The organism is Ruegeria atlantica, from assembly GCF_013032005.1.
Classification (GTDB): Bacteria; Pseudomonadota; Alphaproteobacteria; order Rhodobacterales; family Rhodobacteraceae; genus Ruegeria; species Ruegeria atlantica_A.
In genome coordinates this window covers 85046-100067 of the sequence record NZ_WQBE01000009.1, presented here as the reverse complement: position 1 = coordinate 100067, position 15022 = coordinate 85046, and the positions used below count along the sequence as shown (strand labels likewise).

The window sequence follows — 15022 nt, the reverse complement described above, 5'->3', positions numbered from 1 at the left end:
AGCAGATTGAGCCCTTAGCCGCCGTTCCCGATCATTTAATAGCCGTAGCCGCACTCGGCCGGTTTGGTCGGGAAGTTGCCGGTTCCAAGGAATTGTCAGTGCAATCTGGCACGCACCAGGTAGGCTTCAATTGTGTCACCACCGAGGGCGCGAATGGCCTCTAATCGGTGCAGACCTTCGATCAACACGAACCTCTTGCTGTCGGCGCGCAATTGGATCGGGGTCTTCTGACCGTTCTTCAATATATCTTCGGCAAGCGTCAGAACTTTATTCTGATCAAGTGTTTTTGCACGTTTTACAGGTACGTAGATCAATTCCAGCGGGTATGGTCTTTTCTCTAGCATAAACTACTTGTGCAACCTTTCGAGCTTTTGGTCAGATTCGGAATCCCGTTCGACAGCGGGCGCTGGCACGTACATCAAAGTTCCGAACGAACAGCGCCGCGCAGTTCCTCATGCATGATCCAAGTTGCTGGTTCATCGCCATTTTCAATATGAGAAAACGCCAGTATCTGAGCAGCGCCATCATTCTCTTCCGATCCGGTTTCGGGAAGATCGAGATCAAGGTATTCAGCGATTAACAGCCCCACTTTTTTGAAGGACTTGAGGGATGCCCCGCGCGATTTGTGGCCTGCTGCCTGAGAGAGCTGGCCAACAGTCAGACCTTCCTTTCCTGCGATTGACAGCGCCCTGAGCATCGCAACCTGCGCCGGTGTAAACCGGACTTGGCGCAATGCTTCTGTGTATTCTCTTTCGCTGGGAACATGAGTCCCGGAGTTTCCTTTCAGACGGCGTTGACCGCTGCGTTTCCGGTCACGTTCTTCAAGAATTTCCTTTAACGCCTCGATAGCCATTGCCGGTGTTTCGCCAACTGCGTCAGCAATCATGGTTTGTGTTTTAGCCGGTGGCTTGGGGAACGCCCGTGCAACGCTGTTGCCGCTTAGAAGGCCGGCTTTTATCAGGTATTTTCCGAACTCTTCTTCAATAACTCCGGATACGTCTGCATTTCGCGACTCTCGAACACTGCGGTCCTGAAATTCTCGCTGCTCCATACCAAGAACTGACGTCCTTGCGCTCTGAAGACTGACTTGAGGGGTTCGATTGCGCATCAGAAAAACACTACAAAGACAACCGCCGCTACAAAAAAACTGACGCGATAAAAAATTTGATGCCGTAAGTTAAGAGGCGAACCCTTTCAGCTTTGAGCCTTTTGCCCAGATTTTCGTCAATCGAGTCTAGAGTCACAGTTTGATCCTTCCTACTCTGTCAGGGCGACGGTGAATTTCAACAGCCCATTGTCACGGCAAGTTTTCAGCACATGTATCGTTCTGACGTTTAAAGGGTTGATTGCATTCCCACCCATCACTTCTTCGATTCAAATGAGCATTTGATGGGACGATGATTGCAATACACGTGTTTCGACTTGCGCGGAAACCACGCTCGCATTTCCACCCAGAATAGGTGTCAGACGCAAGATATGCGTGATCCGGAATGGCTACAGGCTCGCAACGACTCTCTACTGATCTAAATCCTCTGAGGCACACCCAGCCATCCTTGCTGTTTTTTGTCGGTTAGGTGGCCGTTTCGGGGGACATCTATTGTAACACAATCCAGGCCATCTTTGCGAAATCCCCAGTTGCAATGTGTTTCCTGCACGCCAAATCGGGTTTCAACGAATCCGTTTTCCGGCGCAATCACTTCTTCACATTCCTCTCCGAAACGCCGGAACAGCCGATTGCATTTCCAGCGGTCTCCCGTAGAAACGAGGTAGGCATTTTCAGGAACTTCTGTTTCCTCACAAATGCCCCCGACACCCCGGAAACCATGGTTGCACTCCCAGCCTTGGCCATAGGAGTTGCCTGTCGAATATGCGTTTTCAGGTACGTTGTCTTTTAGGCACGATCCGCCCCTGTTTTCGTAACCTTCGTCACAAACCGATCCGCCAGAATTTCCTGCCAATTGAGAGGTTGCAGGCGCGACCTGAGCTGAAAGCTGCGTTCCCGAAATCAACACGAAAAATGTCAAAATCAAACACGAAACATCGCGCGTACGTTTGATTGAAGTCAGGTTAAAGCGGTGCCTGGGGTCGGGCCTATCGGGCATCAGACACGCAGTTTATGAGCCAAGTATTGTTCATGTTTTGCCTTCTTTCATGTGTCGTTCGTCGTCTGAAAAATATCAGGAAACAACTGCGAACGTTTGCGAGTAACGAGTTCGTTTCGAACACCCCAGCGGAACCCGTTCCTAAGCTGGGGTACATGCTACAGCTACTATGAAGGCCATTGGATCGTCGAAGTCGGCAGCATTGCGACGACGAGTGAATTTCACCAATGCACTCTTGTGGTTCTTACCCAGCATAGAGTCAAGGAAGTTCCCTGTGCCACAAAGCCCGCTGATGCGCACAAAGCGGACGCAGATTGATGTCTAGGCTGCAAACGCGGCGAATGGCAGCAAAGTGGCCACAATTACTTTATGAAGTTTGACAGAAGGTTTCGATCGCAAATAGCGGTAAGCCCTCTTTCCCATCACCTCCCTTTCGTGGGCCAGCGGGATTTGGACAAGCCAAACGCCCTTGGCCGTCAGGGTGAGGGCGCGGCCCTCCCCCTCGGGCAACGCTATTAGACAGGACCGTGTCCTCGGCTATGCCTGCGGGCCGCACCACCCCTATCGAATAACATTGCCTCGCCCCCTCCCGCGTTCGCCACGTGGCAGATCGGCCGAAACAGGCAGCTTCGCTGTCTGATCTGCAAATCAGCCCAGATTTTCCAAAAGGGAAGCCAGATCAAACGAAACCCTCTGCGGGAGAATTAAAATGGGAATTTGGGGTCAGTTTAAGACGCAGAGGCCAAAATCAATTGATGTCCAACATCGGGGGTGCCTTCCGAAGTCGAACGTTCACCCCGTTTCTGGTCCAACTGTGACGGTTGGGTCAGGTTCGTGTGACGTTCAACAGGAAATGTCAGGCGACACATAGTTTTGCCATTCGGCGACATCTAAATCTTTGATTTTTAATTTCCCTTAAAAAGCACGACGCACGAGTCTTGCCATTTGCGACTCAAAGGTTTTCCATCAATCTGAAGCCATCGCACAGCGGCAATTGCCCTTCTGTTTAACCGATACAGGCAAAAGCCGTATGCATAGGCGGATCGCACACTCTAAATTGCTTTAGGTTGCAACGTGCGAAACATCCCTGTCTGGCGAATAGATGTCGAGGATGTTCCAATGTCCGGTCGTTGGTGTCGGGTTGTTGATCATTGGCACATCGAGCACGGTTGGCTTGCCACTGGCGATTGCCGCTTCCAGTGCGGGCAACAGTTCGTCGGCAGCGCTGAGTCTGTGCCCTTCTGCACCGTAGGCTCGCGCTATGTCGGCATAGCCCGGTCCGTTTGCGGGTGCGGCGGCTGATCCGGGGAATGTGGTTCCATAGGTCAGACCGTAATGCGCTTTTTGAAGGCCAGCGATAGTTCCGAAAGCGTTGTTGTTCATCACCAGCCAGATGATGCCCAGATCAAGTTCAACGGCCGTTGCCAGCATTGACGGGTTCTGACCGAAACCACCATCGCCAACCAGGCTGATCACCACACGATCAGGTGCCGCCAGTTTCGCGCCGATCGCACCCGGAGGGCCAAAACCCATCGTGGCAAAACCACCCGGGGTCAGGATTGAGCCCGGAGTCAGGATATCAAACTGTTGTCCGACACCGTTTTTGTTCCACCCAACGTCCGTCGTGATGATGGCATCTTCAGGCAGCGCTTTTCGGGTATCCGCAAGAATGCGCTCGGGCATCATCGGAAACGCAGTTGAAGTTGCCATTTCCACATTGCGCGTTTTGAAGTTTGTTCGGAAGTCAGCGATCTTTTTTTCCAACGCGGGGCGTCTGAAACCCTCTGGATACATCTCGCGGGCCACCCGAATAAGCACACGAAGCGCGGCCTTGGCGTCCGCGATTACGCCGATCTCGGTCGGATAGTTCCGCCCGATCTCCTGCGGTTCGATGTCGATATGAATAACCTTGGAGCCGGGAATGTTGAACGTGTAGCCGGGATACCAACTGGAGCAATCAGCTTCCTTGAAACGGGTCCCAACGGCAAAAATGTAGTCGGCATTCAGGCAGGTCTGATTAACCAGCTCGGTGCCCCAAAAACCAGTCATGCCCAGCACAAGCGGATGGTCGTCCCGCAACGCACCTTTACCCATCAGGGAATGCGCGACTGGCAGGCCCATATGTTCAACGAATTCGCGCAACTCTTCGCTGGCTTGCGCCAGCAGGATACCACCGCCGACATAGGCGACCGGGTTTTCGGCCTGTACCAGTGTCTCAATGATTTCACGCGCCGTTTCATCGTCTATCGACGGTTTCCTGAGCGCCCGCGTGTTGTCGCGGATACGGTCGAAACTGTCCGACGGGATCACCTTGGAGAAGATATCCATGGGTACGTTGACCAACACGGGGCCAGGCTGACCGCTTTCAGCCAGATGGAACGCCTTTTCAAGAATCTCGGCCATTAAATCTGCGCGGTCGACCCGCCAGGCGCGTTTTACGAAGGGTCGATAGATCTCCCACTGAGCGGCATCTGCATGCAGGTTCACTTCCTGATGCGGATGCTTGCCGTAGTAATGCGTGGGAATGTCGCCTGCGATCACAACCATCGGGATACAGTCCAGTGCGGCGTTGGCGACCCCGGTGGCGCAATTGGTCAGCCCCGGGGAGAGATGGGACAACACCACCGAGGCCTTCCCCGTCACGCGGGCATATGCGTCCGCCGCGTGGCTGGCGATTTGTTCATGACGCACCGTTACAAAATCAATTGGGCTTTCCGCCAATGCAGCTAAAACCGCGATATTGGTATGGCCGCATAGGCCGAACACATGCTTCACCTCACGGCGTTCGAGGAAGTCGACAATGTGTTCAGCTACGGTTTTTCCGTCCAGTTTCGCTCCGTCCATCACGCGACCTCCTGCCCGAAGAACTCACCGAACAGGTCCGGCTCCGAGGGGCGATCCTCGGGGATAGGACGGCTGACCCAGGTGTAGTTCATCATGTGTTTCATGGTGACGTTTTCATTGGTGATGTTGCCGCCCCAGATGCCGCAACCCAGGCTGCTGGTCATGGGCATCCCGTTGGTCCAGGCACCTGCGTTGGCCTTGGATTGTGGCTGTCGCACCATCATGCGGCTGACCGGAGCCAGACGCGCCAACCGGTCAATGTGATCGTCATTGTGGCTGTAAATGCCGCAGGAATGGCCCTTGCCCCCGGTGTTGTAAATCTGGCTGACCGTTTCCAGCGCGTCATCAAATGTGTCGAAGTGATATAGCGCCATCAGCGTGGTCAGTTTTTCCCTGGAGAATTTGTGCTGCGGCCCGATTTGCCCCTGATTTTCGACCATCAGGAATTTGCGATCTTCGGCGATCGAGAAACCGGCGACCTTGGCCGTTTGCTGAGGCGGACAGGCGATAGTCGGGAAGGTACGGTTGCCCTTCTCATCCCACATGGCCGCTTCGAGCATTGCCTTCTCTTCGTCCGAACACAGGTAACCGCCTTCGGCTTGAAGTGCCTTGACCATATCGTCGTAAACCGAGCGTTGGATGATGATGTTGCCGTCCGCCGAACAGCCTGACCCAAAGTCGGAGGTCTTGGAAATACGAGTGTTTTGAGCGGCGACATCCAGATCGGCTGTCTCATCGATGACGATGGAAGAATTGCCCGCGCCGACGCCATAAGCCGGACGTCCCGAGCTGTAGGCTGCTTTGACCATGGGCTTGCCACCCGTCGCCAGCGTCAGGTCACAAATCTCCATCAAATGTTGCGTTAATGGGATCGACGGTTTGCGAATGGATTGAAACAAGTCCTCGGGGGCACCGGCAGCACGACAAGCTGCGCGCATGACCTCGACCATTTCAAAGGTGGTATGGGCGGTTCGCGGATGTGGACTGAAGACGACCGCATTCCGGGCGTTGGCGGCGGAAACGCCGGTCACCGGTGGTGTCATCGCTGGGTTAGTCATGGGGATCAGTGACGCGATCACACCGGCAGGTTTGGCATATTTCACCAGCCCCTTTTCTTCGTCGACTTCGACGATCCCCGTCGAAGGCGTACGCAAGACATCACGTAGTACCATGTGAATCTTGAATCGCTTCGCAGGACGCCCTTCGCGATCTCCGATACCGCTTTCGTCCACACCTTGCTGGGCCAGACGCGTGAAAGTTTTCTCGTTCCCCGCATACCACGCGATGGCCTGAGACAGGCGGTTCAGCCTGTCCTGATCCCAATCCTCGATTTCGGCCATGGCAGCGCGGGCGCGCGCCAGCATATCGGCCGCCATGTTGCGGTCGTTCTCAGTGAGCTCTTTGCCCATGATGATCCTCTTGGTGTTTTAGAATTGCTGCATCGGTCATGCGACGCTGTGATCGCGCCTCGCCGAATGTTCGCTTGGCGTGGCTGAGACAGCGACGCGCGTGTTCTTCATATCCCAACTCGGCGACGCGGCTTTGGTTGGGCAGTTCGATGGAATAGTCGACGGGTGGCATCCGTTCGATGATGCCGGTGAAATCGATCCAGCCTTCGCCGGGGTACAACCTTGCGTCACGGGCCAGTTGGATCATGCCCTCACGCGTATCAGCGATGCCTGGCAGGCAATCTGAGATATGCAGGAAGTGAAACAGGTCCGAGGGGACGTGCAAGAGCTCCCCCAAATCCACGCGGCTGAGGTGCAGATAGAGTGTATCGACCAGAATACCACCATTCGGCTGATCTGCGGCACGGACGATATCCAGAGTCTCATCCAGAGTGCGCAAGCGAGAGAAGCTTGGGAACTCCAGATCCACCGTCAGCCCATAGGGCACGGCCAGTTCGCAGGTCTCTGAATAGACGTCGATCAGAAAATCACGATCATCACGGGTATTGGTCCACGCGCTCATGATCATGCGCTTGGCACCTAGTTCTCCGCCGATCTCCAGAGAAGGCTCAAAGCTGCGCGGGTCGACATCTTCAGTGATGCGCGCAAGCTCGACATCAAGGACCTTCAAGCCGGTGGTAGAGAGAGCAGTTTTGGTGGCCTGGACCTGTGTCTTGTCGATTGGAGATTGAGTGAATTCACCGGGCACATGCATCGGAATGAACCGAGGACTGACAGCATCGTAACCGGCCCGCGCGGCGATATAGACCAACTCGGGCGGCGTGCAGCCGATCAGCGTCAGATGCGCCAAGGAATAGAGAGAGGGGCTTGCGCCAGCCTCTTCGGGTTTCACCATGAACGACAGCTCCAAGCGTCTGCGAATCTCATTTTCATCACACGTAATAAAAAATATCTGATATTTTTTAAAATATCAACTTTTAATACTGAGCAGGAAATGAAAACGCCCGGGCAATGGCCCGGGCGTGTTTAACCTTCGTTTTGGCAAAGCTTTAGATAGTGACCCAGTCGCCTCCGGACTGGTGAGAGCGTACAGAGGCATCAATGAATCGGACACCGCCTGCGCCTTGTACGACACTGGGATAAGCAAGCCAATCGGCCGGAACTGTAACGCCATCCCGACGCGCAGCTACGGCCATGGCAAATTCCGTGTAGAGGTTGGCCCAAGCTTCGATAATCCCTTCAGGGAAGCCGCGCGCGGTACGGACCAGACGTTCCGCGCCGGGGCCAATGCCGTGCCCGTGACCTCGGCTGATGATACGATCCGGCTCACCGAACCGATTGAACTTCAGCTGTTCCGAATTCTCCAAGCCCCACTCAAGACCGCCTTCGCTCCCGAATATCCGCAACCGCAACCCACCCCGATTTCCGGGGGCAAGGCGTGTTGCCATCAAGGTTCCGGGGACTTCATTTTGGTAACGCGTGAACATGAAAACTGTGTCTTCCAAAGGCTTTGGCGCACCGCAGACATGAAACTCGGCCCTCACGTCGGTCATCGGCACGCCCGAGACAAAACTGGCAAGATGCGCGGCATGAGTACCGATATCGCCAACACAACTGGTCGGGCCAGAAATCTTTGGGTCCAGCCGCCACTTTACATGAGGCGCATCAGCCACATCTTCGGGCGTCATCCAGTCTTGCATGAACTCAACATGGATTTGGTTGATTTTGCCGATGCCGCCTTCGGCCACGATTTGTTTGGCCTGCCGGATCACTGGAAAACACGACATCGCATAACCGACGGCAAAGACCTGCCCCGTTCGTGCGGTCATCTTCTCAAGCCCCTCGGCCTCGGCGACTTCATTGGTCAAAGGCTTGTCGCACAGCACGTCAATGCCCGCCTCCAGAAACGCTTTGGCCGCTTCGAAATGAACGTGGTTCGGGGTAGTGATCATGACGGCATCTACGCCATCCGGGCGCGCCGCCTCGGCCTGTGCCATCTCCTCGAACGAAGCGTAGCACCGATCGGTCGGCAAGAACCACTCGACCCCGCGCGCCTTGCTGCGAGCGGCATCTGAACTGAGCGCGCCTGCGACGACCTCCCACCGGTCAGTCATCCGCGCGGCCGTTGCCTGCGTGACAGAGATACGTCCACCGCCGACGACGCCCAGCCTCAAACGGCGAGAAAAGCGGGGGAAAGGGCCATCAAAGTTCAGGTCTTCGGGTAATAGTCTCTCAGCCATTCTGAACCTCCATTTCCGGGGCCCGTACGCCTTCTGGCAGCATTTCCACCGCCATGAAGATGCTGGGCGTAATGGTCTCGTATTGATGCCAGGGATAGTTGCCTTCAGCGTCATACATCGGCTTGTGCGTCGTGCCGGGGGCCATGAATTCTTCGAGGTAAAGGGTTTCAACGTCCTGTTCGCGGCATTGCTGCATTTTGCCAAGGCCTACGATTTGCGTATGCACTTCGCGAAACCCCGGTACCGGGCAGAACGGATGATCCTTGTGCAATCCAACATTCAGCGGCACCGAGCCTGAGTGGTACATGGTCAGTCCAACGTTACCCACGAAGACCTTTGGCGACATGTAGTGGCTGACACCACGCAGACGCTCCTCTTGGCGAACAACAAAAGCAGATGGCCATGTATCTTTCACCCATGCAAACAACTCGTTGTCATCGGCATGGGCGTCGAAACCGTGGACGATTACCGCGCGTTCCACGTTTTGGATGGTGCTGTTCTGTACGATCACAGACGAAAGTGGCGCAACGATCTGATCCTCGACCGAGAAGTCCCTCCCCCCAAGGTTCAGAACAATGGCGCGGCCCTCGATAGATATTCTGTCTTCATCGGTGATGTGCTGGACGCAAAAGAATGGCTGGGCAAAGTCGAGTGTTTCAATCGGCATGGGCCAACTCCTTCCTCTCATCGTTCAGGAAATCGACCGGCAGAGGCGCAGGTGCCGCGCAACGGCTTTCTATCGTCTGGTAGGCGCCAAATTTTGGTGCTCGTTCAATCGCGTTCATGACCTCGAAAACATGGTAGGCAAGCGCTCCACTTGCACGGGGTTGGCGTCCTTCTCGTGCCGCCAGGGCCAGATCCAAAAGGCCGAGCCCGCGGCTGTCTTCATTGAACGCATGTTTGTTTTCGACCACCTGCCAGTCTTCGCGACCAGTTGGACGAGGCTGATGAGACCAGCGCGAGGTGTCCCGCGTTTTCAGCCAGACATCCCCCTGAAAAATGTTGGCTCCGTGAACCGGGTCAGGGTCAGGGATGCTGATGGTTCCGTTTTCACCATAGATTTCGAACCGTGGGGTTTCGCTGTCCCAAATGTCGAAGCTCATGGTCATCGACCCTATAGCTCCGGATGAGAACTGCATCAGGCTCAGGGAGTGCGTGTCGACCTCGACATCCATCCATTCGCCGTTGCGCGGGCCGTTTTCGATCATACGCTGCTCAAAGGTCCGCCGTGCCATTCCAGCGACCCGGTCAATTGGTCCAAGACAGCAGATCATCGCGGTCAGGTAGTATGGGCCAAGGTCCAGCAAGGGCCCGCCACCGGCCTGGTAGTAGAAATCCGGGTTGGGATGGTGGCGCTCCGTCCCGTGGGTCCCGACATGGGCAAAAACCCCTGTCGGTTTGCCAATAGCACCCTCGCCGATCAAGCGCCGAACGGTCTGCCAGCGACCGCCCAGAAACGTGTCGGGTGCGCAGCCGACCAGTAACCCCTTTTCAGAGGCCATGTGCAGGATCGCCTTACCATCCGTTCGATTCATAACCAGTGGCTTCTCGGAATAGACGTGTTTGCCCGCCTCCAACGCGCGTAAACTGATATCCGCATGCGCCGCCGGAATTGTCAGATTCAGAACGCAGTCGATCGTCGGATCGTCAAACACTTTATCTGGCGTGCAGGCCTTGGCGACACCGTATTGATCCGCTTTGGCGCTACTTTCCAAAGGATCAAGGCTTGCACAAGCTACGACCTCGACGCTCGAATATTTGGATAGTGTTTTTAGATAGATATCGCTGATACGACCACAGCCGATAAGGCCGACCCGGAAGGATTTCGATGTCTCACGTGTCATCATTCCTGTCTTCGTAGAGGGGTAAGTAATTCGGGGGCATCGGTCCTTTGTTCCGACCGCCCTGCCCCATCTGCTCCCAAGCGTGGGCGAGTATTCCGACCGAGCGGGACAGGCAGAACAGCCCTCGCGACAAGGGCGCAGGAAAGCCAAGCTCACAGAAGATCACAGCTGTCGCGCCATCAATATTCATGGCAATCGGTCGACCTCCGCGTTGACGGGCAAGTTCGGCCTGAACCTCTTCGCCAATGTCGGCAAACCGGCCTGAAACTGTGCCTTCCTTTGCCGCATTTCGAACTAGTTGCATAAGCCGGGGTGCACGTGGGTCGGTGGGCTTGTGGAACCTGTGACCAAAGCCCGAAACGATCTTGCCGTAGGTCTCGCGCCAACTGTCCAAGCCATCCCGAACAGCGTCATTCAGTGAAGCTCCCGCATCCATGCGGGCCGCGATATCATAGTACAGCTCTGCGCACTGCTCTCCTGCCCCACCATGCACGTCGCCCAGCATGTTCACCGCAGTCGCCATCGCATTATTGAGACCCACCCCGCAGGTGGCGGCCATACGCGCAGCCGCGATCGAGGGAGCCTGTGGACCGTGATCCACGCCTGCGACCAAAGCGGCCTCGAACAGGCGCGCTTGCGCGTCGCCGGGCAAACCGCCCCGTACCATCAGCCAGATCATTTGCGGGAAAGATACGTTCCCGATCAGGTCCTCTATGGCATTGCCACGAAAAGCGATCTTTCCGGGTTTCATGTCGACGATGGATGTGCGCCACCATTGGCGAACGGCGCGCTCATCCATTGTCATGTTTTCATCCAGCACGGTCATTGAGTTTGCACCTCTTTCGCGGTCTGGATTTTGCTTTGCGCGGCGAGGCGAATGGGTGCGTTACGTGCGCCATAACCGGCATAGCCCATGCGGCGTTCAACAATTTCGAAGAAGAAGCCGTTAAAGATGGGGCGGCTGTATATCTGAAAATACTCGGCACCTGCTGCCCGATCGTAGAGAATGTTGCCTCGGCGCAGTTGGGCGATCAAATCGTCATCCAATCCGAAAGTCGCTTGCAGATCAGCGTAGTAGTTTTCTGGGATGGACAGGCTGGGAAAGCCGGAGTTGAGCAATTGGTCTGAAGTTTCAAATATATCGTCAGACTGGAAGGCGATGTGCTGAACACCGGCCCCAAAGCCATCTTCAAGGAACGAAGCCGCCAGAGTTCGGCGACCAACTGCCCCGTTCAGGTTCAGGCGCACTTCGCCTTCGGGGCTTTCGATGGCCTGGCTTCGCACGACGCCGGACGGGTCGGCCACATTCACGATAGGCGACTTCTCCATCTCAAAAGTCGAGATGTAATACAGTAGCCAGCTTTGCATTTCATCGTGGCTCATCGTCTGTGCCAGATGGTCGATACGGCGCAAACCGGCGGGCTGGGTCGCTTTGGTTTTCGCTACCGGCTCAAATTCGATATCCCAAACCCGATGCAGATCGGATTTCTCATCAATGAAATGGACGACATTGCCGCCGACACCACGGATGGCCGGAATATCCAGCTCTCCTGTTCCCACCGGCTGCGAGAAATTCGGAGCGCCCAACGCGGTCGCACGCTGGACCGTCTGATCCGCATCTTTGACACGCAACCCCATGTCACAAACCGAGGGGCCGTGGCCCAGGAACGCCGACTGGGCAAAACCGTCCTTTTCGGTATTTACTACGATGTTGATAGCCCCCTGCCGCCACAGCTCGACGGACTTGCTGACGTGCTTTCGCTCCATTCGAAAACACATTGCTGACAGCATGTCTGCCAATTGGGTCCCACTCGTTTCGTCGGCTGTAAACTCAACGAATTCGAAGCCTGAGGCGTAAACGCGTTCAGGCAACTTCGGGATACCAAAGTTCGTTCCGGGCTCGGTCCGCGACACCTCGTCCAAGAGGTTCACCAGCGACCTATAGCTGTCTCGGGCCAGTGTTCGGCCACCGGGTTGAGGAGCTGCTTCGTTGACGCGCGCAATGGACCAAGGCCCCTTGTACCCGGCGCGGGACAACACCCGCACGAAACCTGCAAGGTTCAGCGATCCGAGCCCCGGCAGAAGCCCAAAGTGCCGTTTGAGCCGACGTATATCCATCTCAAGCCGGGGTGCATCTGACAGTTGCACATGGAACAGCCGCTCTCCGGGAATGTCCCGAAGGCGGGCGGGTTTGGACCCGTCGGCAAGCGAGAAGAATGAGTTCAAGGCCAACCCCAAATGAGGGCTGTCGATGGCTTCAACGACGCCTAACGCCTGCTCATCCGAGTGAACAAGATTCGACCATGGCAAGCCCATATAGGCCAGACACAACCCCATCTCTTTCGCGATCTTGGCCGCCTCGCCAAGGTCCGCGATTACCTGTTCTTCGGTTGCAGCGGCATCGACCTCGTAAGCAGACCCGATTAGCAGTAATTCTGTTCCCAACTCGCTCATCAGGTCGAGTTTGCGCTTTAGCCGATCAAAAGCGCGCTGCCGACCGCTGCCGGATTGACCTTCGAGGTTATGGAAGGGTTGTAGCAGGCAAATCTTCAGGCCGAGGTCTGATGCAATATTCCGGATTTGAGATGGCGGCCCATCAAAAGCGGTCAAATCCGGTTCGTGTAGTTCGACACCCCCGAATCCCGCGTCAGCGATAGCACTCAGCTTTTCAGCCAGATCACCGGGGATCGACGTTGTCGAAACCGAAAGGCACATTATCCCTGATATCCAAACATACGCGGCAACCACAGGACCAGATCAGGCATCAGCATCATGATCACCAAGGCGAAGATGAGAACCGCGAGGAAGGCCCAGATTTCCGAGATGATTTCGCGCAGAGGAATGTCTGTCACGGCGTTGATCACAAACAGTAGAATGCCATAGGGCGGCGTGATCAGACCGATCATCGAGTTCACGACGACCAGCACTCCGAAATGCACCAGATCAATCCCAAGCGCTTCGCAGGTTGGAATGAACAGGGGCACGATCACAAGAATGATCGTTGTCGCGTCCAACACGCAACCCAGCGCGAGGATAAGCAGGTTAACTAGGATCAGGAAAACAATCGGACTAACATCTGAACCCTCCAGCAGTGCCGAGATCGACTGTGGAATCTGTTCCTGAATGACGATGAAGTTCAGAATGAACGCGCCACCAATGACCACCCCGACGGCGGCGGAAGAGCGTGCGCTGTCGACGAACACTTGATAAAGGCCACGGAAGGTCAGTGCGCGGTAGAACAACGCTGCCAGAAGCAGGGCGTAGAATGCAGCAACTGCGGCGGCCTCTGTCGGAGTAGTGACGCCGCCATATATGCCGTACAGCAGAATTGCAGGCATCAGCAGTGCCGGGAACGCGTTGGCGGTTTTAGCCGGCAACTCGCGCAGCGGAACAGGTTCTTCCAACGCAAAATTCCGCTTTCCGGCCAGATAGTAGTTCATCGCCATCAGGACTATGCCCATAATCAGGCCCGGCAGAATGCCCGCAAGGAACAGCGACCCGATAGACGCCTTTGAGACCAGCGCATACAGAACCATTGGGATCGAAGGCGGAATGATCGGGCCGATTGTTGCCGATGCCGCAGTAATTGCAGCAGCATAGCCTCGGCTGTAGCGGCCATCCTTGGTCATCATTTCAATGATTATCTTGCCGATCCCTGCAGCATCCGCGACGGCTGAGCCGGACATGCCGGAAAAGATCAGAGACGCCACAACGTTGACATGCCCGAGGCCGCCCTTGAAACGCCCGACCGCCGCGACGCAAAAGTTAAGCAGGCGATCGGTGATCGACCCAGCATTCATGATATTCGCGGCGACGATGAACAAAGGCACGGCAAGCAGGATCGTACTTTTATAGAAGCCTTGCAGAATTTTCTCACCCGCCAGTGCGACGTCCAGACCAGCAACACCCAGATACATCAGTGACGCCAAAAGGATGGAGTAGCCAATAGGGGTCCCGATGCCTGCCAGAACAAAGAGTGTGAGCAGGCAGGAAAGAAGTTCGAAACTCATTTGCTTGCGTCCTCGTCGTCTTCCACATCAACACGGGGATGTTCGTCGACCACGTTGTATCCCACGACCATTTCAAGTTCGGTTTTTGGTGGGCCGTTGCGCATGATGTCAAAAAACAGCCATGCATACCGCGCGGCTACGACCAGCATGAACACGGCATAGATCGAGAACACGGTGCGCAGCGGTATCTTCTCACCCGAAAAGGGATTACGTACCGTCGCGGTTTTGCGGATTTTCATCCAGTCGATGTAGTCCCAAGTCGGTAGGAAACTATAGAGCATCCCGACCACGATTGCCGCGGCCGCCAGCATCGCAAATACCTGGCGCACCCGCATCGGTACCGAAAGGTAGATGATGTCGAACTTTACGTGATCCCGCTCGCGCACGATGAAAGCGCAGCTGAAAAAGATCACCCAGACCCAGAGGATGCCGATCAGTTCTAGCGTCCATCCGGCAGGGGTGAAGAAATAGCGCAATAGAATTTGCAGAAGGAAGATCAGGAAGATTGCCGCCAGCATCCCGCCGGCAATCGCTTCGGTCAATCGGGAGAACCCCTTTATGAAGCCTTTCATT

At 55.5% G+C, this 15022-nt stretch carries 12 protein-coding genes; all 12 read right to left on the bottom strand.

Features of this window, described 5'->3' with window-relative positions:
• Nucleotides 1–95: 95 nt before the first annotated feature.
• The 12 genes from GOX21_RS16180 to GOX21_RS16125 all read right to left on the bottom strand — a co-directional run bounded on the left by GOX21_RS16180 (nucleotide 96) and on the right by GOX21_RS16125 (nucleotide 15021).
• The gene (locus GOX21_RS16180) at nucleotides 96–344 is read right to left on the bottom strand and encodes a ParB N-terminal domain-containing protein (RefSeq protein WP_170378511.1); all 249 of its coding nucleotides are present in this window, start codon (nucleotides 342–344) and stop codon (nucleotides 96–98) included.
• A gap of 74 nt (nucleotides 345–418) precedes the next feature.
• Nucleotides 419–1051 (bottom strand): hypothetical protein, encoded by a 633-nt coding sequence (locus tag GOX21_RS16175; RefSeq protein WP_170378510.1) that lies wholly within the window; start codon nucleotides 1049–1051, stop codon nucleotides 419–421.
• 2113 nt (nucleotides 1052–3164) lie between these two features.
• The gene (locus GOX21_RS16170; RefSeq protein ID WP_170378508.1) at nucleotides 3165–4946 is read right to left on the bottom strand and encodes a thiamine pyrophosphate-binding protein; all 1782 of its coding nucleotides are present in this window, start codon (nucleotides 4944–4946) and stop codon (nucleotides 3165–3167) included.
• Nucleotides 4946–6355, bottom strand: a complete 1410-nt coding sequence (locus GOX21_RS16165) for an aldehyde dehydrogenase family protein (protein ID WP_170378507.1) — start codon at nucleotides 6353–6355, stop codon at nucleotides 4946–4948. Before GOX21_RS16165 ends, GOX21_RS16170 begins: the two co-directional genes overlap by 1 nt.
• Nucleotides 6336–7250: a sugar phosphate isomerase/epimerase family protein gene (locus GOX21_RS16160; RefSeq protein WP_170378505.1), complete on the bottom strand. Its 915-nt coding sequence runs from the start codon at nucleotides 7248–7250 to the stop codon at nucleotides 6336–6338. The genes GOX21_RS16165 and GOX21_RS16160 overlap by 20 nt, the downstream gene beginning before the upstream one ends.
• A 154-nt stretch (nucleotides 7251–7404) precedes the next feature.
• Nucleotides 7405–8595, bottom strand: coding sequence for a Gfo/Idh/MocA family protein (locus tag GOX21_RS16155; protein WP_170378503.1), 1191 nt, complete (start codon nucleotides 8593–8595; stop codon nucleotides 7405–7407).
• Nucleotides 8588–9262 (bottom strand): hypothetical protein, encoded by a 675-nt coding sequence (locus GOX21_RS16150; RefSeq protein ID WP_170378501.1) that lies wholly within the window; start codon nucleotides 9260–9262, stop codon nucleotides 8588–8590. Before GOX21_RS16150 ends, GOX21_RS16155 begins: the two co-directional genes overlap by 8 nt.
• The gene (locus tag GOX21_RS16145; RefSeq protein WP_254428575.1) at nucleotides 9252–10439 is read right to left on the bottom strand and encodes a Gfo/Idh/MocA family protein; all 1188 of its coding nucleotides are present in this window, start codon (nucleotides 10437–10439) and stop codon (nucleotides 9252–9254) included. Before GOX21_RS16145 ends, GOX21_RS16150 begins: the two co-directional genes overlap by 11 nt.
• Nucleotides 10429–11265: a citryl-CoA lyase gene (locus GOX21_RS16140; protein ID WP_254428574.1), complete on the bottom strand. Its 837-nt coding sequence runs from the start codon at nucleotides 11263–11265 to the stop codon at nucleotides 10429–10431. The genes GOX21_RS16145 and GOX21_RS16140 overlap by 11 nt, the downstream gene beginning before the upstream one ends.
• Complete coding sequence (locus GOX21_RS16135; protein WP_170378497.1) at nucleotides 11262–13154, bottom strand: bifunctional sugar phosphate isomerase/epimerase/4-hydroxyphenylpyruvate dioxygenase family protein; 1893 nt, start codon at nucleotides 13152–13154, stop codon at nucleotides 11262–11264. Before GOX21_RS16135 ends, GOX21_RS16140 begins: the two co-directional genes overlap by 4 nt.
• A complete protein-coding gene (locus GOX21_RS16130; protein ID WP_058282995.1) occupies nucleotides 13154–14449 on the bottom strand; it encodes a TRAP transporter large permease in 1296 nt (431 codons plus the stop codon). The genes GOX21_RS16135 and GOX21_RS16130 overlap by 1 nt, the downstream gene beginning before the upstream one ends.
• The gene (locus tag GOX21_RS16125; protein ID WP_170351611.1) at nucleotides 14446–15021 is read right to left on the bottom strand and encodes a TRAP transporter small permease; all 576 of its coding nucleotides are present in this window, start codon (nucleotides 15019–15021) and stop codon (nucleotides 14446–14448) included. The genes GOX21_RS16130 and GOX21_RS16125 overlap by 4 nt, the downstream gene beginning before the upstream one ends.
• Nucleotide 15022: the final 1 nt, after the last annotated feature.